We start from the raw sequence: 22476 nt of genomic DNA on the forward strand, positions 1-22476 counted from the left end.
ATTGAGCAGCGAACAAAAACCTCTCGCAACGGCGTCGAGAATGCCGGAGCTATGTCGTATGGACAGCGCCGCCCTTGCGGCAGCATATCGGCGGCACGAACTGTCCCCCGTCGAGGTTGCCGAAGCGGCACTTGACCGCGCCGGACAGATCCAGGACCGCTTCAATCCTTTCACTTTCCTCGATGCCGAAGGAGCGTTTGTCGCAGCGAGGGCGTCCGAAGCGCGCTGGCTAGCGAACAGGCCGTTGTCTCCCATCGATGGCGTTCCGACCACGCTGAAGGACATTGTTCTTGTCGATGGCTGGGCCGTGCGTTACGGCAGCCACACGACCAACGCTTCGCAGGGACGTCTGGACGCGCCGTCCGTTGCGCGTCTGCGCAAGGCGGGCGCCGTCTTTATCGGCCAGACAACCACGCCGGAATATGGCTGGAAGGCGCTGACCGATAGTCCGGCTTTCGGAATCACTCGCAATCCTTGGGACAGCGCAAGGACACCGGGTGGCTCGTCAGGCGGTGCTGCCGTCGCGGCGGCTTGTGGTGCGGGGGTGCTGCATCTGGGAACAGACGGCGGCGGTTCGATCCGCATTCCAGCGTCTTTCACCGGTATCGTCGGACACAAGCCGACCTATGGACGTGTCGCGGCCAATCCTCCGAGTTCTTTCGGCACAGTCGCGCATATCGGCCCGATGACACGAACCGTCGCGGATAGCGCACTGATGCTAGATGTCATGTCCGGACGGGATCTGCGCGACTGGACCCAACCGCCGACGCAGTTTCCTTCCGTTTCTGCCGCGCCCATCGATTGGGCCGGCAAGCGAATTGGCCACTGGAAGACGCCTTGCGTCGATGCGGTCGATCCTGTCGTTGCGGCGGCGGTCGAAGCCGTGCTGGCGGACCTCGAGTCCGCTGGGGCACGCGTTGTCGAAATAGTCCTGCCCTATCAAGATGCGTTGCTGGAGATATTCTATCGCCATTGGTACGTTGGCGCGGCAAACCGGCTGTCTTCGATCGATCCGGTCGATCTTTCCGTGCTTGACCCCGGTTTTCTGGAAGCCGCCCGCATTGGGCAAAGCTACGGCGGTGTCGAGCGCATGAGCGCGGAGGTTCGGCGCAGCCAATATGGAGCCGCCATGGACGCCCTGCTTGCAGACCTCGATTTTGTCATTTCACCCACTGTCCCGATACCGCCCTTTGAAGCCGGGCACGACACCCCGCCGGGTAGCGCGGCGAAAAGCTGGGTCGAATGGTCCTCCTTCAGCTTTCCAATCAACCTCAGTCAGCAACCGGCCTGCTCGGTACCCTGCGGGTTCACACAGGATGGCCTGCCGATCGGCCTGCAGATCATTGGCGCGCGTGGCGCAGATACTGAGGTTCTCAGTGCCGCTCTCACCTTTGAAGAGATGTATCCGCAGCACTTCATCGGGCGCGCCGGGAAATGGCCAACTGTGGCGGGAGGCAAAGCGTGATGGAAGCCACGATCCCTTTCCTCCTCAACATGATGACCCTGATCGGCATCCTTTTGATCGTCTCAATAGGACTGGCCATTATCTTCGGGCTGATGAACGTCATCAACCTCGCGCATGGCGAATTCGTTACGATCGGCGCCTTCACGCTCGTGGCGGTGCAGGCAGCCGGCGGCAGCTTCTGGCTGGCACTGATTGTCGGGCCGGTTGTCGGATACTGTATCGGGCTTGTTCTCGAGCGCGTGCTGATCGCCCGCGTCTATGAAAGTCCGCTGCACGCGATCCTCGTGACCTGGGGCCTTAGTCTTATCATCCAGCAACTTCTCGTCCTTACGTTCGGCGCCGCGCCCCAGCGTGTGACAGGTCCATTCGATGGGGCAGTAGATCTCTTCGGCGCGACCTATCCTACCTACCGGTTGTTCTTGATCGCCTTCGTGCTGGCAATCTTCACCGCAACTATCATCCTGTTCAGGACGACTAGCTTCGGGCTCAATATCAGGGCGGCGATCCAGAGCGGCGACATGGCCAAAGTGATGGGCGTCAATGTGGAAAAGGTCAATGCGCGGGCGTTCGCCTCAGGCGCCGCGCTCGCGGCTCTGGCGGGGGTTCTTCTCGCACCGATGACCGCTGTCACGGCTTATATGGGCGTGAACTACCTGGCACGCTCCTTCTTCGTGGTTTTGGTGGGAGGAGCAGGGAGCGTCGCCGGCGTTGCGGCCGGAAGCACTTTCATCGGCGGCCTCGAAACCGCACTTTCCTACCAGATACCGACCACCGTCGCCCAGGCTCTCGTGCTCGGGCTCGCAATCGTCATTCTGCGTTTCCGTCCAAATGGGGTGCTGCCGGCATGAGCGTGAATCAACTCACAAGCCTGGCGACGCTGCGCCGTCGAAAACCGGCCCTACGCCCCTCGACGATCATCGCGCTCGTCATATTGGCCGCCCTGGCCGTCCTCCCCCTCTTCGTCAAGAGCTATACGCTGTCCACCTATCGCGACATTATGCTGCTTGGCCTGTTTGCCTTGAGCCTCGACATTTTCTGGGGGCGCACCGGCATCCTGAGCTTCGGCCATGCCACCTTCTTCGGCCTTGGCGCCTACGGCATGGCTATAGCCTCGACCCGGTTCGGGATCGATCCGCAATGGATCAGCCTCGTCGGCCTGGTGTTCGGGGTCGCTCTCGCCGTTCTGGTGGCGCTCTGTGTTGGCTACTTCATTCTCTACGGTGGTGTCCGCGGTGCCTATTTTACGATCGTGACACTTGCCCTGACGTTGATTGCCAACCAGATCGCAATCGGCTGGTCCAGTGTGACCGGCGGTGACTCCGGCCTCATTGGCGTGGCGCCCTTCTCAATCTTCAATCTCGATTTCTCCGGAACGCTTGCCTCTTATTTCCTGACGCTCGGCATTCTTGCAGCCAGCCTCCTGACGGCGCTGCGGCTGATGCATGGCCGCCTCGGTCTGCTGCTCACGGCAATCCAGGATAACGAGACGAAAGTCCGCACGCTTGGCTATCCAACCCAGCGCATCCTGCTTCTGACGTTCGTCTGTTCTGCAGCGCTGGCCGGCCTGGCCGGGGCGCTCTACGCAAGCTGCACCGGCTTCGTCGCGCCGGACCAGATCGCGCTCCTCCTATCGACCGAAGTCATCATCTGGGTGGCGGTCGGCGGCAGCGGAACGCTGACCGGAGCCATCATCGGCACGTTTGTCGTCTGGCAGTTGCAGCAGAAGATCAGTTCAATCAGCGTGGCGGCATGGCCGCTGGCGATCGGGTCCTTCTTCATTCTTCTCGTTCTCGTATTCCCAAAAGGCATCCCGGCCTTCCTTCTCGACAGGTTTGATCGCTCGAAAAAAGGAGGAGTGTCGCCATGAGCACGACGGCCATTCCTGTTCTCAAACTTGAGAACGTCAAGAAGCGCTTCGGAAGCTTCTCCGCGATCAACGGCATTTCAGAAACCTTCATGCCCGGCGAACTGATCTGCGCGATCGGACCGAACGGCGCGGGCAAGAGCACGCTTCTCAACATGATCTGTGGCACGCTTCCCGTCAGCGAAGGCAGGATCCTGTTCGCAGACAAAGTCATCAACGGACTGGCACCCGAGAAGATCGCGGCGCTCGGAATCGCCCGCAAGTTTCAGGTGCCGAGTGTGTTCGAGAGCCTTTCGGTGGCGGAAAACCTAATGCTCGCCGGAGGTAGCGCGATGCATGATGGTAAACTGGAAGCGCTGATAGACAAGGTTCATCTGCGTGCCGAGCGGAACGTTCGCGGCGCCGACTTGCCGCACGGGCGTAAGCAATGGCTGGAAATCGGCATGGCGCTCGCCATGAAGCCGAAAGTACTGCTTCTCGACGAACCGACGGCGGGCCTGTCGGTTGATGAGACACGCGACACAGCCCGGTTCCTCCGGCAATTGCGTGGGCAGGTGACGGTGATCGTCATCGAGCATGACATGGCATTCGTGCGCGAGCTCGATGCGCGCACCATCGTTCTTCACCACGGCGCGGTGATTGCATCGGGGTCCTTCGAGGACATCGAAAGCAATGAAACCGTTCGCGACGTTTATCTGGGGCGGCACTGATGTTGAAGGTTAATGCACTCACATCGGCCTACGGCTCGGCCCAGATCCTGAATGGCGTTGGTCTGCACGTCAGCGAAGGCGAGGTCGTGGCCCTATTGGGTCGCAACGGCGTCGGCAAGACGACACTGATGAAGACCATCATGAACCTCGTTCCGGCAACTGGCGGAGATGTTTGCCTGACGGATCGTGTCATTACGGGAATGCCAACCTACAACATCGCAAGAGCCGGTATCGGCTATGTCCCACAGGGACGGGGCATTTTCGACAAACTCACCGTCGAAGAGAACCTTAAGATAGGACTGCGTGCCAGTGCGTCGAGCACGGCAATCCCTGACTACGTATACGAGCGGTTCCCGATCCTCGCCGAGCGTCGGCGGCAGCTTGCCGGTACCATGTCTGGCGGCCAGAAACAGCAGCTCGCCATCTCGCGGGCCATGTGCGGTGATCCGCAGGTTCTGCTGCTCGACGAACCTTCCGAAGGCATACAGCCCAACATCGTTCACGACATCGCTCTGTTCCTGCGTGAACTCGTCACGAGCCGGAAGATCTGCGTCCTGATGGTTGAGCAGAACCTCGAACTTGTGAAGGCCGCTGCAGATCGTTTCGTCATTATGGTTAAAGGCGAGATCGTCCATGGCGGACCTCCCGCCGAACTGGAAAATGAAGAAATGCTTCAGCGGTATCTGTCCGTCTGAAGCGCAACAAGAGCAACAACAAAGAAAGGGGAATGACATGACTTCAACGTTGATTACACGCCGCACGGCCCTCAAGACATTCGGTGCGGGCGCAGCCGCGGCCGCCTCCCTGTCACTTGGGATGCCCAGCATATTGCGCGCCCAGGAAGGTCCGATAAAGCTCGGTTTCCTCTCCGGATTGACGGGTTTGGAAACTATCCTCGGGGAAACCCAGCTCAACTGCTTCAACCTAGCGATCAGCGAAATCAACAATGCGGGCGGTATTGCCGGGCGTCAGGTGGAGGTGACCGTCGAGGACGACCAGACGACCACGCGTGGCGCAATCGACAAGGCGCGCAAGCTGGTGAATGACGATGAGGTTGACGCCATCATCGGGCTGATCGCAAGCCTCACCCATGTTGCTGCGCGCAGCGTCACGACGCCGGCGAAGAAACTCCTGATGTATACGACCTACTATGAAGGCGACGTCTGCGAACCCTACTTCTTCTCGACGGGGCAGGTGCCGAACCAGCAGATTGTCCCGTCCGTCGAATGGCTGACGGCCAATGAAGGGAAGACGACCTACATCATCGGCTCGGATTACGTCTGGCCGCGAAGGAGTGCGGAGGAAGTGCAGGTCGCGCTCGAAGCGAAGGGTGGCAAGGTGCTTGGCGCCGAGTTCCTGCCGTTCGGGACACAGGACTTCGGTCCCGTCTTCGACCGCCTGAAGGCCGCCAAGCCGGATTTCGTCTGGGTGATGGTCGCCGGCAACGATCTCATCACCTGTCTGAAGCAATATAAGAGCTTCGGTTTTAAGCAGCAGCTATTCTCAAACGGCCTGGACGAATCCTTCTCATTCTTCCATCCCGAACTGACCGCCGGAACGCTTTCCAACCAGGCCTATTTTATGGGACTGGAAAGCGAACGGAACACCGCCTTCAAGTTGGCCTATGCCGACATGTATGGCGCCGACAAGCCTATCAATGCGATCAGCGAGGCCGCCTATGATGCCGTCTATCTCTACAAGGCTGCCGTCGAAAGGGCCGGAACGACCGAGACCGAGGCCGTCAGGGCAGCCTTCCGCTCCGTCGAATTCGACGCGCCCCAGGGCAAGGTGAACTTCGCCGCCAACAACGTCATGCGATCGAACAGCCTGCTGGCGCGCGGAAACGACAAGGGCCAATGGGAGATTTTGGAGAATTTCGGCCAGATCGATCCCGAGGTTGCCCAATGCAAGCTCTGAGCCATGGCCGATAAGAGCATGGATGACCTCCTATCGAGCATGACGGCGGCGCGTGTTGCCATCACAAGGCGCGATGTCAGCGTAGAGGCGCTGACATCGCGCTTCCTTTCAATCATAGCGGACAGCAATTCCGTCATCGGTGCTGTCCGATCGGTAGCGGCGGATGAGGCTCTTGAGGCAGCACGAGCTATGGATATTCGGTTGGAGGCTGGTGGATCATTAGCGCCTCTTGCCGGCATGCCGGTCATCGTCAAGGAGAATTGCGATACGGCGGGTATGGCATGCTCCGCCGGCCTTCCATTCCGTGCGGGCCATGTTCCAGCTGCCGATGCGCCGGTTGTGAGGCGGCTGCGGGAACTCGGGGCGATTATCCTTGGGGTTTCGGTTTCCGATCCCGGCGCCTTCGGTGTGCGGACAGCTGAAGTCACCCATCCGTGCGATGCAACCTTGACCGTCGGCGGATCGAGCGGAGGTTCGGCTGCGGCCCTTGCAGCCGGCTATTGTCTCGGTGCGCTGGGAACGGATACGGGAGGCTCGATCCGCATCCCGTCTGCATGCTGCGGCACTGTCGGCCTTAAGCCGAGCTTCGGCAGGCTGCCCATGGAAGGAATATACCCGCTCATTCCCTCGCTCGACCATGTCGGTCCGATGGCAAGGACCGTAGAGGATGTACGATTGATGTGGGATGCACTTTCCAATGGAGGCAAGGAGGGAAAACCGGTCGCTTCCGTCGGCTTTGACCCGCGCTGGGTTGAGGAAGCCGATCATCCCGTCGCTGATGCGTTTGCCGCGGCCCTGGATGACATGCGGCGCGCCGGTGTGGATGTGCGCAAGGTCTCTTTGCCACGCCTGCATGACGTACTGCAAATGCATGGTAGGATCTTCTTCCTCGAGGGAGTGGCCTACCATCGGGCCCATTTCCCCGAGGCTGTTCCCCACTACCCGGCCATGGCCCGGCAATGGTTCGACCTCGCCTGGCAAATGCCGGCCTCCGACTATATCGAGGCCTGCGAAAACCGTGTCCGGTTCACACGTGAAGTGGATCGTGTGCTTGGCGATGTGGATTTGATTCTAACGCCGGCTCTTTCGGTATCGAAACCCCGTAGGGATGCGACTGAACTCCTTGTAGCCGGACAATCGCTTGATTTCACGCTGGCGATGGTCAGGCAGACCTGCCTCTTCAATCACACGGGCCACCCGGCGCTGGTGATGCCGATGCGGGAGGAGAACACGGTGTGCGGCGGGTTGCAGATTGTCGGGCGGAATGGCGAGGAGAACCGAATTCTCACTTTTGCAAACATGCTGGAGTTCCGCGCGCGCTAGGTGCCGGCGTTGATCACGGGAGAGGACGGCCATCACGTGGACCCGGAAGAGCGTGGGCACGTTGAGATCGAGGACCTTGATGTCCTCCTCGACACATTCCGGCTGAAGGTTGTGGCTTTGAGCCAACCGCATGTATCTTCTGCCTGACGCTTTGGCTGGTGGCGAACATTTGCCCTCGCCCGCCCTGTCCGCTGTTTAACTAGAGCAAGATCCTGCAATCAGGGACTCATGCGATACGACAGCGCGCTGATGCCTGGCCCTCAGTTTCGGGCCAGCGCAGGCGCTAAAAACAGGCCAACCGCCCCGCGCGGCTTGGAGGAAAACTCATCGGGCGATCCGCCATATCCAATTCGCGAGCAAACTTCGGATGTATTGACAGGGTTCTTTAATCAGTGGTTGCGTAGCAATATAGTGCTGCGCAAGGGCCGTTTTTATAGGGTTGACATTATATAAGGTGGAAGCTATATCCAATGACGTGGAATGTGGTGTTTGATGATGACTTCGCTGAGGAGTTCAAGGAGTTCGACAAAGAGGTAAAGATCGAACTGCGAGCAATGGTCTTGCTTCTCGAGGATCGTGGACCTGAGCTTGGACGACCACGGGCTGATACCCTTAATGGTTCGGACTACGCAAACATGAAGGAGCTTCGGTTTGATGCAGCTGATGGAGTTTGGAGGGCCGCATTTGCATTCGATCCGGAGAGAAAAGCCGTTATTCTTGTCGCCGGAGACAAGTCGGGTACGAATGAAAAGAAGTTTTATAAGAAACTGATCAACACTGCTGATAAGCGTTACAAGGCGCATTTAAAAGAGTTGGAGAAGAAGGAGAAAGAGTGATGGCTAAATCAGCAAAAGACGTTTTTGCCGAAACGATGACTCCCGAGATGATCGAGGCGTCCGACCTACGGGCTAAGGAATTGCTCGAGGAATATGACACGCTTCAAAAGCTGCGGAAAGCGCTCGACCTGACGCAAGAGCATATCGGACAGAAGATGGGTAAGAAGCAGGTTTCGGTTGCGCAGATTGAAAAGCGCTCTGATTTTCTTCTTTCAACGCTCCGGGATTACGTGGAAGCTCTCGGTGGAGAGCTAGAGTTGGTCGTTAAGTTCAAGGACCATGCTCCTGTTCGTTTGGCAGGTATCGGCGAAAAGATTTTTTCGGAAGTTCCACGAAGGCAGAGCCGCTCCCGCCGTCTTGCAGCTTAGCACATGATGAGGATGGCAGCGGACTGCGATCCGCTCCGTTTTCTGCACGCCGCCGCTGCCTGCAACGACGTTACACACGACAATTGACTGTCAGTAAGCGCTCAAGAACGACGTCGGATGCAAACGCCGATGTCTTCCCACGGCGCGTCCCGCGGGGAGGTCCGTCGGTGGCTGATGCGGTAGATAATACCCAAAATTGCTCATTAAATTCAATTGGGTAAGCTACCGCCCTAGTCCCTCACGCGGCGGTGGATCCTTCCCGTCGCAAATCGCGGCATCCGAACCGGGCTGAATCGGTGCAGGTAAGCGACTGTACGCTTGCGGCCGGCTATTGTCTCGGTGCGCTGGGAACGGATACGGGAGGCTCGATCCGTATCCCGTCTGCGTGCTGCGGCACTGTCGGCCTTAAGCCGAGCTTCGGCAGGCTGTCCATGGAAGGAATCTACCCCCTCATTCCCTCGCTTGATCACGTCGGTCCGATGGCAAGGACCGTAGAGGATGTACGGTTGATGTGGGATGCACTTTCCAATGGAGGCAAGGAGGGAAAACCGGTCGCTTCCGTCGGCTTTGACCCGCGCTGGGTTGAGGAAGCCGATTACCCAGTCACCGAAGCGTTTGCCGCGGCCCTGGATGACATGCGGCGCGCCGGTGTGGACGTGCGCAAGGTTTCCTTGCCACGTCTGCATGACGTACTGCAAATGCATGGTAGTATCTTCTTCCTCGAGGGCGTGGCCTACCATCGGGCTCATTTCCCTGAGGCTGTTCCTCACTACCCGGCCATGGCTCGGCAATGGTTTGACCTTGCTTGGCAGATGCCGGCCTCCGACTATATCGAGGCCTGCGAAAACCGTGTCCGGTTCACATCTGAAGTGGATCGCGTGCTTGACGAGGTGGATTTGATTTTAACGCCGGCTCTTTCGGTATCGAAACCCCGTAGGGACGCCACTGAACTCGTTGCAGCCGGACAATCGCTAGATTTCACGCTGGCGATGGTCAGGCAGACCTGCCTCTTCAATCACACGGGCCACCCGGCGCTGGTGATGCCGATGCGGGAGGAGAACACGGTGTGCGGCGGGTTGCAGATTGTCGGGCGGAATGGCGAGGAGAACCGAATTCTCACTTTTTGCAAACATGCTGGAGTTCCGCGCGCGCTAGGTGCCGGCGTTGATCACGGCAGGCGATGGCCATCAAGGGTTGTTCTCGCCTCGCCAACCTGGGGCAAGGCGTCTGGGCAGGCCACGTAGTAGCGATCTTGGGGAGGTCCTGCATGCGGCTGTGCGAGCGACAAGTTGAAGGGAGATTGGCGAAGTTCGGCAGGTGGATGATTGAAATCGACAAGCGTTCCGACAAGGCCAACGGCTTTACCGTGCTGCCGCGCCGCTGGAGCCGGCCTTTGCCGGGCACGGTCGATGCCGTAGAGTGGCCAAGGATTGGGAGAAAACGATCGCCTCCGCTGAGGCATGGATCGCAGCGCCCATATCCGCATGCTCACATGGCGACTCGCAAGAGACAGATGTTGTTGAGGTCTTTTTGTTTCAGCCCCTAGACTAAGCGAGTATTTCAGAGTCGTGTCCCGACTGCCGGGCTGAAAAATATAATGTAATATATCCATTGCAAATGAAACACTTTACATGTTGCATAACGTATGGCGGACATTCTACAATACTAGTGATGAAAACGGAAGGATACGTTGATGGTTGGTGATGAATATACTGAAAATAAGCTTGCAAGAAGGCTTGAGCTTACCCAAGCTCATCAAGAGGATACGGAAAGGCTCAAAGCAAAATTAGGTCCGGGTCTTGCTCATCTTGTGACGCCTAATATGGTTAGTCTCGATCGTTCCGCTAAGGAATTTGCCGGGGGGATTGTTGAGGTGGCCCGGTCTGAGCGTCGGCTGGAGGAAAGGGCGCGCGAGCGATCTCCCGGTCGGGGGTAGAGCCATGAAGTGAACGCCCTCGGTCTAAGAAGACCGAGGTGGCTCTTTCAACGGACTTTCCAAAGAGTTGGCCATTTCAATATGTGTCGGCAGGGGATGATACGCCTATAAGGGGTGTGTTCCGCTGCCCGAGAGTCGGCGATCAACCGGATCGCCTGTTGCCTGAACATCTTGGCCAGACCGCTGTGCAAACGCTGGAACTGAAACGCAAAGCCGATAGCGGTGGTGCTGTGCTTACCTATCGGTACGGGACGTTACTCCGGGTTGCAAGTCGGTTTGTAGCTTTTATTGACGTAACGTTCGGCCGAGTTCCAATGATTGCCAGGATTTTGCAGGCGGCGCCAGGCCGTCCAAGTAAGGATCTAGGACGCCACTTTTTGCTCCAGCACCACGCTGCTAAACCTTGGCTAACGCGGGATCAACCGATCATCAAAAGATCGCCGTAACGCTTTGAAACCGCGGTAAGAAGTCGGTGCCCGGCGGTAGCTTTGTGCCAGACGGAGATCCCCTTTTTGGTTGTCGTGCCCGCACAATAACGTCGTGGCTCCGCATGCCGGGATGAATAGTCCTGCAGCGCCAAAGAATGCCAATGATCACACGAAGATCGTCAACCTTGTGCAGATCCACGGCTGTTGTTTGGAGAGGGCCGGCTGGATAGTGGACCGCTTTCCGCCACTTAATTCGTAGCGGCGCATACCAATTTCCCTCTCAAGGAGATTGAACCACATCGGGCCGAAGATGAAGCCGGTTTACGGGGACACATCGCAGGAGATGTGTCCATAAAGGGCAATCGGCGTCGAGGGTTGCTTGCACGCTTGTTCCGGGGCCGGTACATGAGGTACGCGTAATAGAGTAAATATATATGTAAGGCATTTATATCTAGCCGTATCATCGGAATCAATGAAAAATATATTTGAAATGCGCCGGGTCTTGGTTTTCAGCTATTGGCTTGGATATTTAATCATATTAGTAATAAAGGAAATATAATAATTGAACAACGATTCCCAGCATATATCGATATTCTGCAAATTTATAGTATTTCATATGTTATCTAAGCGCGCTATAGAATATTGGGTGAGCGGTGAAAAGCCTGATGTGGGTATGCTATTAAATCATGTTCGAAAAGATATAGATAATGCGCACAGCGACAATACGCTGAGCTACTTCAAGGAAATTGAGATTGTCGAAATTATGAGGAGTATCTTAGATGATTTCTTCGCGAGCGCCAATTTCGGACATGCAGAAGATGACGCAAATCCCAATACGTAGATGGGCGACGGGCGAGGCTTGCAGGGTTCTCTTGGCAAGCCTTCGCCAGGATCATCTTGTCTGAGTGAGGTCGGAAAAGCGCATTGGAGCCGGGCATTCTCCGCCTCCAGTTCCTTTAGCCCAGTTGACTTGGTCGGCCTCAGGACCGCCATGTTTGGTACGCCAGGGACAATATATAAAGACAATATATAAAATTGCCTCGACCACCGTCGCAGCGCTTCGCGACTTGAGCCTTTGGCGAGGTGGCAAGGATGGATATGTCGCCTCTCGCTCTATCAGCGAATTCACGCTCAGGTAGAGGTGCTTGGTTTCATCGGTTGGTCATGCGCGCTGCAGATAATCCGACTCGATCAAGCGCATTCAGCCGATTGGAATCTATCGCCATCAGCCTCCCCCTTTTTCCGGGAGGTGTCGGGACGGATATTGTACGCCATCAAGACGCACGCCTTGAAAATCTGGGCGCAATCGCTTACATCTTGAACAAGTGAGATTTACTAGGAGTACGGGGATGCCTCAGGCTGCCGTAGACGACAACAAGCGCATGAATTTGCGGGTTTCACCGGAAACGAAGGCCAAGCTGGTGCGCGCTGCCGCGCTGCGCAACACTGACCTGACCAACTTTGTTACGCAGACCGCCTTGCGTGAAGCCGAAGCCGTGATCGAGGCGGCTGAGGTCGTTCGCCTGACGGCGCGCGACCATGCGCGTGTGCTCGAACTTCTGGAAAATCCACCTAAGCCCAACGCGAAGCTGCGGGCATCGATAGCGGCGTTGCCTGACACTCTATGACGCTGCCGTCCTGGAGAGAAGAAGCCATCGCAAAATCGCATGATCGCCAGTCCTTCGATAGTGGCGATCCGGCGATGAATGACTTTTTCCGACGCTACGCGCGCCAGAGCCACGAACAGAACGCCTCAAAAACCTTCTGCGCCATCGACGTATCTACGCCTAATCGAGTGCTGGGATTTTACACTGTCGCCCCCTCCTCTGTGGCGCACGCAGGCGTGCCGGCGTTGATGACGAAGGGGCTGGCCCAGCACGAAGTTTCTGGGTTCAAGCTGGCTCGGATCGCAACCGATGTCTCCGTGGCGGGCCATGGTTTGGGCGGCCAGCTCCTCGCGGCCGCGGCGCTTCGCTGCCTGCGGATCGCGTCCGAGGCCGGCGGCGTGCTGCTGATTATCGACGCAAAGGGCGAGCGCGCGGCCCAGTGGTACGCCAGCTACGGGGCCGAGCCGCTGGAGAATCAGCCGCTCACACTTGTCATGCCGCTCGCCACCTTCGCCGCCGAACTCAAGCGTAACGATCTTCTTTGACGGTGTTCAAACCTGTATGGAGGGTCGGCCGGCGCTTGAAACGTGCGCTGTACTCAACCCACGCTCGCGCCGACAGGACCGAGCTCTACATCGAGGGACTGCAGGCGCGCCGCATTCAAGGGAGGTTGAGCAACAGCAAATCCGATGGCCGACCCGACCGCACCTGCACGCACACCGTTTCCTTGTCCAAAAGCGTTTGAGATCTCGAAGGTCCTGGAGTGCTTCAAATCCAGCGACCGCGCCTAATTTGCAATGCCTGGCACGATCTCCTGGCAGAAGGCTTATCCTGGGTCGTTCATCGCATCGAACGTGCTGAGGGCGAGGCCGAGGTGGCGCTGGCTGCCAAAAGATGGCGGCGAGCGCCCGGTCATCATGCCGACGTCCTGGACCGGCAGTTCGAGGCGGGGGCCGACTTCACATATATCTGAAATGCGCTCCCGTCTCGTCGGCTAGTCGAAGAATGCCAGTATGACGGACTCACCCCTTGCCTGAGCGACATCGAGTCGCTCAGCGCCCGTTATCCCTCACCTCGTGATGAGTGGCGTCGGCTGAAAAGCGACCAATCGCCAGACTGCGCCGCGGCGTCTGTAAACGGCGAGGCTTGCATTTGCCAGACGTCTCGTCTCGCCCGCAACAACGACTTCCGCCAGCATTCTGCCCGTTATGATTGCCGTATCGTCGAACGCATTCACGCGTTCGACCGGTGCCTCGATCTGGCGGTAGACAAAATGTCCAGCCGTCACTTTGGCAAGGTAGCTGTCACGGCTGTCGCTGGAACCGTCCGAGTGGATGTAGGTGAGGTCGTCGTCAAGGACCTCGGCAAGTTCGCGCACATCTCCGGCCAGCATGGCCGCATAGCGCCTGGCCTCGACGGTCCGAATTTCTTCCTTGTCGCTCATCGTGCTGTTCCGACGAAATCAGTATGATGGTTGATCCACAATCGAGGTGGCAGCGCCCCCCAACGATTGACAACCTTTGCGTTGGAAAGGTTCTCACCGGCATCAGTTATCCGGACCTGCCGGTGAGGATCGCCGATCACTTCCATTTCAGCCGTGCATTCGATCATAAATCCGGCACTGTCGATATAGTAGATGAATAGGTTGTCGCCTGCGCCGTGGCGCCCCGGACCCCACACGAGGTTGCGGTGGCAGGCATCGAGCTTATCGCCGAGCCGCTTGAAGTCACTGAAGTCGGAGAGTTCCCAACTAAAATGATGAAGGCCAGTTTGACCTTTCTTGAGCCCGACAGTGTGGTGGCGACCGTCCCCTGCCCGCATCCACATGAGTTCAAAGCCGGTCGTACGTTCTGTGAGAATGAGGCCCATCACCTCTGAGAATTCACTCGCAATAGCTTCCGGATCGGCCGCGGAGAGATTGACGTGGTCGAGATAACGGGGATGGATCCCCGCGCCAACATAGCGCAGTGGCTGGTCTTCGGGCACAGGCGTATGAACCTCGAAGATATGTCCCTCGCTGCTGGCAAAGGTTACGGAACGTTCAACTCCCGGAAGAGACGGGGTTTCAGATAGAATTCTCAGTCCGCGGTCCTTTGCACGCTTGCCAACCTCCTCGACGGCTTCCAGCCCCACAGCCTCGAGGCCAATGGCGCGGACTTCGTTTGCCTGCGCACGGTGAAGCACCACTTCGGCATGCCGGCGGTTGGACGTCAGGATCGCGTGCGTTGCATCCTGGTGAACAACTCTAGCACCGGCAATGGCCTGGGTGTCGGAGAGGGCTGCGTCGAGGTCGACCACATTGAGGGCGATATGCCCTAGACGATAAATAAGCGCTGTCATTTCCATCCTCCCTTTCTAAAGTTCGTTAGGACGCAGCGGCATGCACTTCATCCCGAACGGGATTTCGCAGAGTACCAATGCCCTCGATCTCGATTTCGCAGACATCGCCATCCTTCATGAAGACTGGCGGCTTGCGCGCCCAGCCGATACCAGCCGGCGTGCCTGTGACGATCACGTCGCCCGGCTGCAGCGTGATGGCCTCGCTAAGCGTCGCGATGAGTTCGGCAACGGGGAAGATGAGGTCCGCGGTATTGCCACGCTGCATCACCGTACCATTGAGACGTGTCTCAATCTTCAGGCCGTGGGCGCCGGGGGGCAATTCATCCGCTGTCACAAGCACTGGGCCGAAAGCCCCGGTATCGTCGAAGTTCTTGCCAACGGTCCATTGCGGTGACTTGAACTGATAATCACGGATCGATCCTTCGTTGAAGATGGAATATCCCGCCACATGGCTCAAGGCATCCGCCTTGCGGATGTGTCGGCCTCCCTTGCCGATTACCGCGACCAGCTCTCCTTCGAAATCGAGTTGATCGGAAACCTGCGGCCGCACGATCGGCTGGCCGTGACCGACGAGGCTCGTGGCATAGCGTGGGAAGACGGCCGGGTAACTCGGTCGATCCTTGTACGGGCTCTCGGCGGCATGGTCGAGATAGTTGAGGCCGATACAGAAGATCTTCGGGGGCGTGGCGATCAGTGGCAGGAGGGTCACCTCGTCAAGGTCAAACTCCCCTCCCCTGGCTAGGCTCTCGGTTTGCGAGAGGTCGATACCAGCCTGGAGACGCGAAACGATCGTCTCCGTGCCGACATCATACCATTTGCCATCGATGAGTGCGGCGGTGCGGGCGCTGCCGTCCCTAAGATAACTTGCATATCGCATGGAAAACTCCTTTGTTCGGTATGTCAGAGAAACTGGCAGGCTTCCTCGCTCGACAGGCGTGGCAGACGCGGAAAGAGCTTTTCGGGGTCGCCATGGCCGAGATTGATCAGGAAATTGCTGTGAAGGCGTCCGTCGGGGAAGAATTCTGCATCGACCTGCGCCTTCTCGAAGCCGGACATGGGGCCGCAATCGAGGCCGAGCGCGCGCGCTGCCAGGATGAAATAGCCGCCCTGCAGCGTCGCATTGCGTTCCGCTGTTTCCCGAGCTAGAGCCGCGTTTTCCGCAAACAGATCGGATATTTCTGGACGGTGGTGGAAAAGGCGCGGCAGATGCTCGTGGAAACGGCTATCAGTGGCGACGATCACCGTGGCGGGAGCATGGAGCACCTTTTCGGCATTTGCGGGCGCCATGGCAGGCAGCAGCCGGGCCTTGGCCGCCTCGGTGATCACGAAGGTAAATCGCGCTGGCTGGCAGTTGACGCTGGTGGGCGCCAACTTCACCAGGTCGTAGACCTGTCGCAGTAACGTTTCCGATACGGGCTTTGCTAGCCAGTGGCCATGGGAACGGCCGGTATCAAACATGCGTTTGAGAGCGAGGTCATCCATGGAGGTAAGCCTTCGAGAGTGTATCGTCTAAAAGCGCCTGCTCCCACTCGCCCCTGCGGACCTCGTGCACGACGCGGCCGAGCGACATGACATAGGCGCGGTCGGTCATCGCGGCGGCTAGCTTGACGCTCTGTTCGACGATGAGAAGACTTAGGCCGCGGGCACGCAGCAGGCCCAACGCCTGCAGGATTTCCTGCACCACCTTAGGCGCAAGCCCGGTGGTTAGCTCGTCGAGCACCAACAGGCGCGGCTGCAGGAGGAGCGCCCGCGCCACCGCAACCATCTGCTGCTGGCCACCGGACAGGAATTCGACACGCGTCGACAGCTTCTCGCGAACCACGGGGAAGAGATCGAGGACCTCCTCGAGGCTCATTCGCACGAAGCCGTCGGGCCGCCTTGCCCGGCTGCCGGCATGCTCGGAAAGGCGAAGGTGTTCGGCGACCGTCAGTTCGCCGAACAGGCCACGCGTCTCCAGCACCACGGCGATCCCATCCTCGACGCGACTGTGCGGCGGGCGGGCGCCGATATCGGCGCCGTTAAAGCTGATGCTGCCGGTCGTCGGCGGCGAGAGGCCCAAAATGGCGCGCACGAGGGTCGACTTGCCTGCCCCGTTGGCGCCAACGATCGCGACGGCCTCGTTGTCCGCCACCTCCAAGTTGAGGCCGCGCAGCACCGGAATATGCCCGTAGCCCGCTTCGATATTCTGGACACTCAGCATGGTTATCCTCCGAGGTAGGCGTCGCGCACGGCGGCATTGGCCTGGATGTCGGCCATGGAACCGCTGGCGATGATCTTGCCGAAATAAAGCGCATGGACCTCGCGGCAGACCTCCATCAGGCCCATGTCATGCGACACGAGTAGAATGGTGGTGCCTTCGCTAGCAAGGATCTCGATCCATTCGCGCAGCTGCTGAACCTCGTCATGGGACAGTCCCGAAGACGGTTCATCGAGGAGCAGCAGGCGCGGAGAGGCCATGCGGGCACGCGCCAGCTCGACGATGCGCTGCTGGCCCGCCGGCAGTTCGCCGGCTCGCGTGTTGCGGATCCCGGAGAGGCCGAAACGCTCCACAATGGCCTCCGCCGCCTCCGCCATGCGCCGGGCCTCCCGACGTTCGGCCGGCGTGCGCAGCATGGCAGCGAAGAAGCCGGAACGCGTGGCGCTGTAGAGCCCCATTGCAACATTTTCCGCCACTGTCATGTGGCCGAAGACTTTCGGTGTCTGGAAAGTGCGAACCATTCCGGCGCGGCAACGCTGCTGCACCGGGGCACGGGTGATCGGGCGCCCCTCCAGACGGATCGCGCCCGCCTTCGGCGAAAGGAAGCCGGAGGCGATGTTGAAAAGGGTCGTCTTGCCGGAGCCATTCGGTCCGATCAGCCCGGAAATTCCCCCTGCGGGTACCTTGAAGCTGACATCGCGCAGCACGACGAGACCGCCGAAGGCATGGCCGACACGCTCAAGTTCCAGTATGGGCGCGTCGTTCATCGGGCAAACCTCCTCTGCAGCCGGGCGGGCAGCCCGGTAAGGCCTTCGGGAAGCAACGTGACCACGGCAACGAGCAACATGCCGAACAACATCTGGTGAATGTCACCAAACCCGCTCAACCATTCAGGCACCAGCGTGACGAACAGCGCGCCCGGTAAGACACCCCAGACCGTACGCGCACCCGCGATGACCGGGATAAGCAGGAAAACGATGGAGCGCTGCACGGTGAAGCTCTCGACACTCACATAGGTGACATAGTGGGCAAAGAGGGAGCCGGCGAGCGCACCGAGCATTGCGCCGATGACGAACACTTGCACCCGGAGCCCATGGATATCGACGCCGAGCCCTTCGGCTGCGAGCGTTGCATCCCGAACGGCCCGCATCGCAAGCCCCGGCCTTCCGGCGGTGAGGTTCAGAGCGGCAAGAAGCACAATCAGCACCAGGCCCCAGACGAGATAGTAGAACCGGGCCGGGCTGTCGAAGGCGAAACCGGCAATGCTGAGCGGCGGCAGACCGCCAATGCCGAGTGTGCCGCCGGTCAACCAGTCCCACTCGAAGAACAGGATCGTGCCGATCATGCCGACGGCAAGCGTGGCAAGCGCCAGGAAGAAGCCCGTCAGGCGCAGGATCGGCCAGCCGATCGAAAGGGCGGCGAGCCCCGCGATCGCCATGCCCGCGAGAATACCGACAACCGGCGGCCAGCCAAGTGCGGTTGTTCCATAGGCCGAGGCATAGGCGCCGATGCCATAGAAGAAGGACTGCGCCAGATTGACGATGCCGCACTGCCCGAGAAGCAGTCCGACGCCAAGGCCGGCAATGCTGTATAACGCAGCGAAGACCATGAGGTCGATGGAATGGCGTTCCAGCACGGCCGGCAGGAACGCCAGGACGACGAGCGCGATGATCAGCACAGCACGCGACCCGAGAGACATCTTACCGGTCATGGTCTCAGCCCCCCTTCCGTCCGACGCGGCCGAGCAGACCGTTGGGCATGAGCACCATCATGGCGATCATGATCGACAGTGCGACGACGTCCTTGTATCCAGACGACAGACCGACAACGGCGAGTGCCTCGCTCAAGCCGATCACCAATCCGCCGACAACGGCGCCGAGTGGGTTCGCAAGGCCTCCGAGGATGGCGGCGGCGAAACCCTTCAGCGTGATGCCGAGACCCATCTGGTAGCTGACAGCAATCAGCGGCGTCACCAGAATGCCGGCCAAGGCACCGATGGCGCCACCCAACACGAACGTGTAGCCGCGCATGCGCGCCACATTGATGCCGTTAGTCGCCGCTCCGTCCGGATCGATCGACACCGCCGTCATTGAAAGACCGGCAATGCTATGGCGGTAGAAGACCCAGAGCCCGGTGACAACGACGAGTGCGATGGCGATTAGCCACAGAGCATGGACGGTGATGAACGCGCCGAAGATCTCCACGACGCCGTTGCCTCCGATCCCGGGCAGGAGATGCGCGTCGCGTCCGGCGAAATAGAGAACGGCGGCGGAGATGGTGAAGGCAAGGCCAATCGTCAAAAGGAGGAACGCATCCTCTTCGGCGTGCCGGCGCATCATGGGGCGCACGCAGAACCGGTCGATGCCGTAGCCTGTGGCGGCACCACCGATGATGCCGCAGACGACGGCGAGAGGATAAGGCAGCCCGAAGGACGCCACCCCGAAGACCGCGAGCATGCCGCCGATCACCGCGAAGTCACCCTGCATCGCATTGATGATGCGTGTGCCCTTGAAAATGACGGCAATGCCGATGCCGACCATCGCATAGACGAAGCTGTTTGCCAGCCCGGCCAAAACGGACTGCCAGACGAGTACCAGTGACATGTTTCCTCCTCCTTGAACGATACGCGACCGTCTAAACCGTGAGCCCGAGGCCCGGTTCTATTGAGCGGCGCGGTAAGGCAGTCGGCTGAACTGTCCCTTGGTCAGGAGCGAATAGTTGAAGCTCGCAAGGGTAAGGCCGCCCATGTCGGGCGCAGAAAAGTCGTAAGTGGCAAAGACGCCGGGATAGGGCTTGCGAAGGGCCGCACAGAGCGCGCCTTCGGCGGGTTCGGGACCTGTCGCCTTCAGCGCGTCGACCACGGCCATAACAGCGTCCCAGCCGGCGGCCTCGAAATGTTTCGGCTGACGGCCGTATTCCTCGGTGAAGGCCTTCACGAAATCGGCCTGGTTGGGCAACGGGTCCTCGGCAATCAGGAATTCGGCATGGACGATGTTATCGGCCGCATCGCCCATGGAGCGCACCACTTCGTAGAGGGCCGTTCCATGTACGGCGACGATCGGCTGCGTCACGCCGACCTGCCGCAGATTGCGAAAGCCGGTACCCTGCGAGGAAAGCACGATCACCATGTCCGGCTCGGCCGCCTTGATTTTGGCGGCCTGGGCGGTCGCATCGGTTGCCGAAAGTTCAAACTTCTCGACCTGGACGAACTCTACGCCGTATTGCGCGCCGAGCTTCGACATGGCACCCCAGATGACCTGGCCGTAGCCGGAATCGTGTAGGACGCCCGCCCGCTTGCCGCCATTGTCGCGAACATAGCTCAGGAGGGCCCCGGCATTGAGCTCCTGTGCTGGGGTTAGGTGCAGGACGCAGTTTCGCGAAGCCTCCACCGGAGGCCCAAGCCCCGTAAACGCCAGAAGTGGCACCTTCGAAGCCTGCGTAAGGGCGCCGATCGCCACGGTCTGAGCGATGCCGGTCGGTCCGACGACCGCCTTGACGCCCTGCGAATGAACGAGCGTGTTGATCTTGCTCATCGCCGCGTCAGGATTGGAGCCATCATCCTCGACGACCACTTCAAGCAGCCGGCCGTCGATGCCGCCGCCCGCGTTCACGACCTTTTGCGCCAGAAGAATGCCGTCCCGTTCGGCAATGCCCAGCGAAGCGAGCCCGCCCGTCGTCGAGACGATCGCCCCTAGGCGGATGGGGTCCTGCTTTTCTTCCTGCGCGCCGGCCGGCAAGGCCCATGCCAGCGTCAACACCACGGACGCGGTGAGGGTCTGCTTCCTCATGCCCATCTTCTCCTCCCTGATGAACTGACACGACCATAACATCAAAAATTTTCCACACAATACGCGATTTTCTACAATTTCGTGATTATGCTATTTCCGTTACGTCAAAACAGGAGGACATCATGCGGATCGATGGAAAAGTAGTGGTTGTTACCGGCGCGGAATCTGGCATCGGTCGGGCGATCGCGGAAAGCTGCGCGCAGGAGGGGGCGTCGCTCGTCCTTGCCGGCCTGTCGCGGCAAGGGCTGGAAGAAACGGCAGACCGGATCAAGGTGTCCAGAACGCTGGTGGCACCTATCGACATTTGCGATCGCCAGGCCGTCACTGGAATGATCGCCGGCGCCTTGGCCCACTTCGGCCGGCTCGATGGCGTGGTGGCCAATGCCGGAATAGCGCTTGCCAAAAGACCAATCCTCGAAACGCCTGACGAAGACTGGGATAAGACGATTTCCGTCAATCTTACGGGCACTTACAACACAGTTGTCGCCGCAGCCCGCGCCCTTGTTGCGCAAGGGTCCGGCGGCTCGATCATTGCGACCGGCTCGTCTACGGCACTGCGCGGCATGGCAGGCCTGACACCTTATGTCGCCGCGAAGGCCGGAGTTCACGGCCTCATGCGCCAGCTTGCGCTCGAACTTTCGCCACACCGGATCAGGGTCAATACGCTGGTGCCCGGTACGACGGCCACTCCACTTGCCCGCTCCCTGCCCGGCCATCTGGAGGCCGCCGTACAGGCCCTGCCGCTCGGCAGCGCCGTCGAGCCAGAAGAGCTTGGACGCTACGTGGCCTTCGCTTTGAGCGACGCCATGCCCCACATGACGGGCGCCCTTCTGAGCGTAGATTCCGGGCGGACGATCGCGTGATAGGATTCTGCTATTTTCTACAATAGCAAAATGCTACGATTCAGGAATCGATAAAGAGGATGCAATGCAAACCGAAACCCAGGAACGCCCCCGCACACGCACATCCGAGATATCCGAAACGTTGCGGCACGCCATCCTCAACGCTCAACTCATGCCGGGCGAGCGCCTCCGTTTCGAGGAGCTCCGTGACCAGTTCGACGCTGGCATGGGGCCGCTACGCGAGGCTTTGACCCGGCTTGCAGGCGACGGACTTGTGACTTTCGAGGAGAACAAGGGCTATCGTGTCGCCCCGGTCTCCCGGGCCGACCTGATGGACCTTGCCGAAGTGCGTGCGTCGATAGAGGCGATGGCGATTACACGCGCCATCGCCAACGGCACGGATGCCTGGGAAGGGCGTATCCTTGCCGCGCTGCACGAACTTGGCAAGCGCTCCAAGCTGACCGCCGACGGCGAGATCGACTTTGCCTGGGAAGAAGTGCATCAGCGCTTTCACTACTCTCTGGTCTCGGACTGCCAGTCTGCGCGGCTTTTGGCCTTCCGGCAGATGCTGTCCGACCAGGCGACGCGCTACCGCCGTCTTTCCGTCCACTATCTAAAGGAACCCCGCGACGATCTTGGCGAACACCGCGAGATCGCCGATGCGGTGATCTCGCGCCGAACCGAGGATGCGGTCTACCTCACGCGAAAGCACTACATGCGAACGGTAGACATATTGCTGCAGGCGGCGCCGGAGCTATTTTCCGGAGATATACCTGAAAAACCGTCTCAGAGAGAATTAGGTGATTTCAGCCGGTTGTGATTCTGTCGGATTTGCAAAGGCTGGATGGAACACGA

General features: G+C 59.3%; 25 protein-coding genes and 1 pseudogene. 17 read left to right on the forward strand and 9 right to left on the reverse strand.

The genetic code is table 11. The annotated features are described in order from the left end of the window. The first annotated feature begins 40 nt into the window (after positions 1 to 40). From C6558_RS31875 to C6558_RS31940, 15 genes and pseudogenes are all read left to right on the forward strand, one after another. Positions 41 to 1465 (forward strand): amidase, encoded by a 1425-nt coding sequence (locus tag C6558_RS31875; RefSeq protein WP_107028150.1) that lies wholly within the window; start codon positions 41 to 43, stop codon positions 1463 to 1465. After that, positions 1465 to 2313, forward strand: coding sequence for a branched-chain amino acid ABC transporter permease (locus tag C6558_RS31880; RefSeq protein WP_107028151.1), 849 nt, complete (start codon positions 1465 to 1467; stop codon positions 2311 to 2313). Before C6558_RS31875 ends, C6558_RS31880 begins: the two co-directional genes overlap by 1 nt. After that, the gene (locus C6558_RS31885) at positions 2310 to 3332 is read left to right on the forward strand and encodes a branched-chain amino acid ABC transporter permease (RefSeq protein WP_107028152.1); all 1023 of its coding nucleotides are present in this window, start codon (positions 2310 to 2312) and stop codon (positions 3330 to 3332) included. Before C6558_RS31880 ends, C6558_RS31885 begins: the two co-directional genes overlap by 4 nt. Then, entirely contained in the window at positions 3329 to 4039 is a 711-nt protein-coding gene (locus C6558_RS31890) for an ABC transporter ATP-binding protein (RefSeq protein ID WP_107028153.1), read from the forward strand. The genes C6558_RS31885 and C6558_RS31890 overlap by 4 nt, the downstream gene beginning before the upstream one ends. Then, positions 4039 to 4734: an ABC transporter ATP-binding protein gene (locus C6558_RS31895; protein ID WP_107028154.1), complete on the forward strand. Its 696-nt coding sequence runs from the start codon at positions 4039 to 4041 to the stop codon at positions 4732 to 4734. The genes C6558_RS31890 and C6558_RS31895 overlap by 1 nt, the downstream gene beginning before the upstream one ends. Positions 4735 to 4771: 37 nt before the next feature. Beyond that, entirely contained in the window at positions 4772 to 5956 is a 1185-nt protein-coding gene (locus tag C6558_RS31900) for a substrate-binding protein (protein ID WP_158268970.1), read from the forward strand. Positions 5957 to 5974: 18 nt separating this feature from the next. Next, positions 5975 to 7279 carry an amidase gene (locus tag C6558_RS31905; RefSeq protein ID WP_158268971.1) on the forward strand — a complete coding sequence of 435 codons (1305 nt, stop codon included), beginning with the start codon at positions 5975 to 5977 and terminating at the stop codon, positions 7277 to 7279. A gap of 470 nt (positions 7280 to 7749) precedes the next feature. Next, on the forward strand, positions 7750 to 8115 hold the full coding sequence (locus tag C6558_RS31910) for a type II toxin-antitoxin system RelE/ParE family toxin (RefSeq protein WP_107028157.1): 366 nt from the start codon (positions 7750 to 7752) through the stop codon (positions 8113 to 8115). Beyond that, complete coding sequence (locus C6558_RS31915; protein WP_107028158.1) at positions 8115 to 8483, forward strand: XRE family transcriptional regulator; 369 nt, start codon at positions 8115 to 8117, stop codon at positions 8481 to 8483. Before C6558_RS31910 ends, C6558_RS31915 begins: the two co-directional genes overlap by 1 nt. Positions 8484 to 8779: 296 nt before the next feature. Next, entirely contained in the window at positions 8780 to 9727 is a 948-nt protein-coding gene (locus C6558_RS31920) for an amidase (RefSeq protein ID WP_158268972.1), read from the forward strand. Further along, positions 9712 to 10006, forward strand: a pseudogene (locus C6558_RS31925) (IS5/IS1182 family transposase); the annotation flags it as partial. The gene C6558_RS31920 and the pseudogene C6558_RS31925, both read left to right, overlap by 16 nt. Before the next feature lie 170 nt (positions 10007 to 10176). Beyond that, complete coding sequence (locus C6558_RS39780) at positions 10177 to 10419, forward strand: hypothetical protein (RefSeq protein WP_146160927.1); 243 nt, start codon at positions 10177 to 10179, stop codon at positions 10417 to 10419. Positions 10420 to 11409: 990 nt separating this feature from the next. Further along, positions 11410 to 11688: a hypothetical protein gene (locus C6558_RS31930; protein WP_107028160.1), complete on the forward strand. Its 279-nt coding sequence runs from the start codon at positions 11410 to 11412 to the stop codon at positions 11686 to 11688. Positions 11689 to 12196: 508 nt separating this feature from the next. Continuing rightward, positions 12197 to 12475, forward strand: a complete 279-nt coding sequence (locus C6558_RS31935; protein WP_107028161.1) for a DUF1778 domain-containing protein — start codon at positions 12197 to 12199, stop codon at positions 12473 to 12475. After that, positions 12472 to 12999 (forward strand): GNAT family N-acetyltransferase, encoded by a 528-nt coding sequence (locus C6558_RS31940; RefSeq protein ID WP_107028162.1) that lies wholly within the window; start codon positions 12472 to 12474, stop codon positions 12997 to 12999. The genes C6558_RS31935 and C6558_RS31940 overlap by 4 nt, the downstream gene beginning before the upstream one ends. A 524-nt stretch (positions 13000 to 13523) precedes the next feature. Here C6558_RS31940 and C6558_RS31950 read toward each other — a convergent pair. From C6558_RS31950 to C6558_RS31990, 9 genes are read right to left on the reverse strand one after another with little or no spacing between them, the layout of a single operon-like run. Beyond that, positions 13524 to 13898 (reverse strand): nuclear transport factor 2 family protein, encoded by a 375-nt coding sequence (locus C6558_RS31950; RefSeq protein WP_107028164.1) that lies wholly within the window; start codon positions 13896 to 13898, stop codon positions 13524 to 13526. After that, positions 13895 to 14794 carry a VOC family protein gene (locus tag C6558_RS31955; RefSeq protein WP_158268973.1) on the reverse strand — a complete coding sequence of 300 codons (900 nt, stop codon included), beginning with the start codon at positions 14792 to 14794 and terminating at the stop codon, positions 13895 to 13897. Before C6558_RS31955 ends, C6558_RS31950 begins: the two co-directional genes overlap by 4 nt. A gap of 25 nt (positions 14795 to 14819) precedes the next feature. Further along, the gene (locus C6558_RS31960) at positions 14820 to 15671 is read right to left on the reverse strand and encodes a fumarylacetoacetate hydrolase family protein (RefSeq protein WP_107028166.1); all 852 of its coding nucleotides are present in this window, start codon (positions 15669 to 15671) and stop codon (positions 14820 to 14822) included. A 23-nt stretch (positions 15672 to 15694) separates the two neighbouring features. Further along, positions 15695 to 16276 carry a malonic semialdehyde reductase gene (locus C6558_RS31965; protein WP_107028167.1) on the reverse strand — a complete coding sequence of 194 codons (582 nt, stop codon included), beginning with the start codon at positions 16274 to 16276 and terminating at the stop codon, positions 15695 to 15697. Continuing rightward, on the reverse strand, positions 16269 to 16994 hold the full coding sequence (locus tag C6558_RS31970) for an ABC transporter ATP-binding protein (protein ID WP_107028168.1): 726 nt from the start codon (positions 16992 to 16994) through the stop codon (positions 16269 to 16271). The genes C6558_RS31965 and C6558_RS31970 overlap by 8 nt, the downstream gene beginning before the upstream one ends. 2 nt (positions 16995 to 16996) lie before the next feature. Further along, positions 16997 to 17758: an ABC transporter ATP-binding protein gene (locus tag C6558_RS31975; protein WP_107028169.1), complete on the reverse strand. Its 762-nt coding sequence runs from the start codon at positions 17756 to 17758 to the stop codon at positions 16997 to 16999. Then, positions 17755 to 18702, reverse strand: a complete 948-nt coding sequence (locus C6558_RS31980) for a branched-chain amino acid ABC transporter permease (protein WP_199197078.1) — start codon at positions 18700 to 18702, stop codon at positions 17755 to 17757. The genes C6558_RS31975 and C6558_RS31980 overlap by 4 nt, the downstream gene beginning before the upstream one ends. A gap of 4 nt (positions 18703 to 18706) precedes the next feature. Further along, positions 18707 to 19594, reverse strand: a complete 888-nt coding sequence (locus C6558_RS31985; RefSeq protein WP_107028170.1) for a branched-chain amino acid ABC transporter permease — start codon at positions 19592 to 19594, stop codon at positions 18707 to 18709. A 57-nt stretch (positions 19595 to 19651) separates the two neighbouring features. After that, positions 19652 to 20779: an ABC transporter substrate-binding protein gene (locus C6558_RS31990; RefSeq protein ID WP_199197079.1), complete on the reverse strand. Its 1128-nt coding sequence runs from the start codon at positions 20777 to 20779 to the stop codon at positions 19652 to 19654. Positions 20780 to 20901: 122 nt separating this feature from the next. On the opposite strand from C6558_RS31990, the gene C6558_RS31995 reads away from it, so the two are divergent. Both C6558_RS31995 and C6558_RS32000 read left to right on the forward strand, forming a co-directional pair. After that, the gene (locus tag C6558_RS31995) at positions 20902 to 21642 is read left to right on the forward strand and encodes an SDR family NAD(P)-dependent oxidoreductase (RefSeq protein WP_107028172.1); all 741 of its coding nucleotides are present in this window, start codon (positions 20902 to 20904) and stop codon (positions 21640 to 21642) included. A 64-nt stretch (positions 21643 to 21706) separates the two neighbouring features. Beyond that, positions 21707 to 22441: a GntR family transcriptional regulator gene (locus C6558_RS32000; protein WP_107028173.1), complete on the forward strand. Its 735-nt coding sequence runs from the start codon at positions 21707 to 21709 to the stop codon at positions 22439 to 22441. Positions 22442 to 22476 lie beyond the last annotated feature (35 nt).

Source organism: Ensifer sp. NM-2, assembly GCF_003024455.1.
GTDB lineage: Bacteria > Pseudomonadota > Alphaproteobacteria > Rhizobiales > Rhizobiaceae > Ensifer > Ensifer canadensis.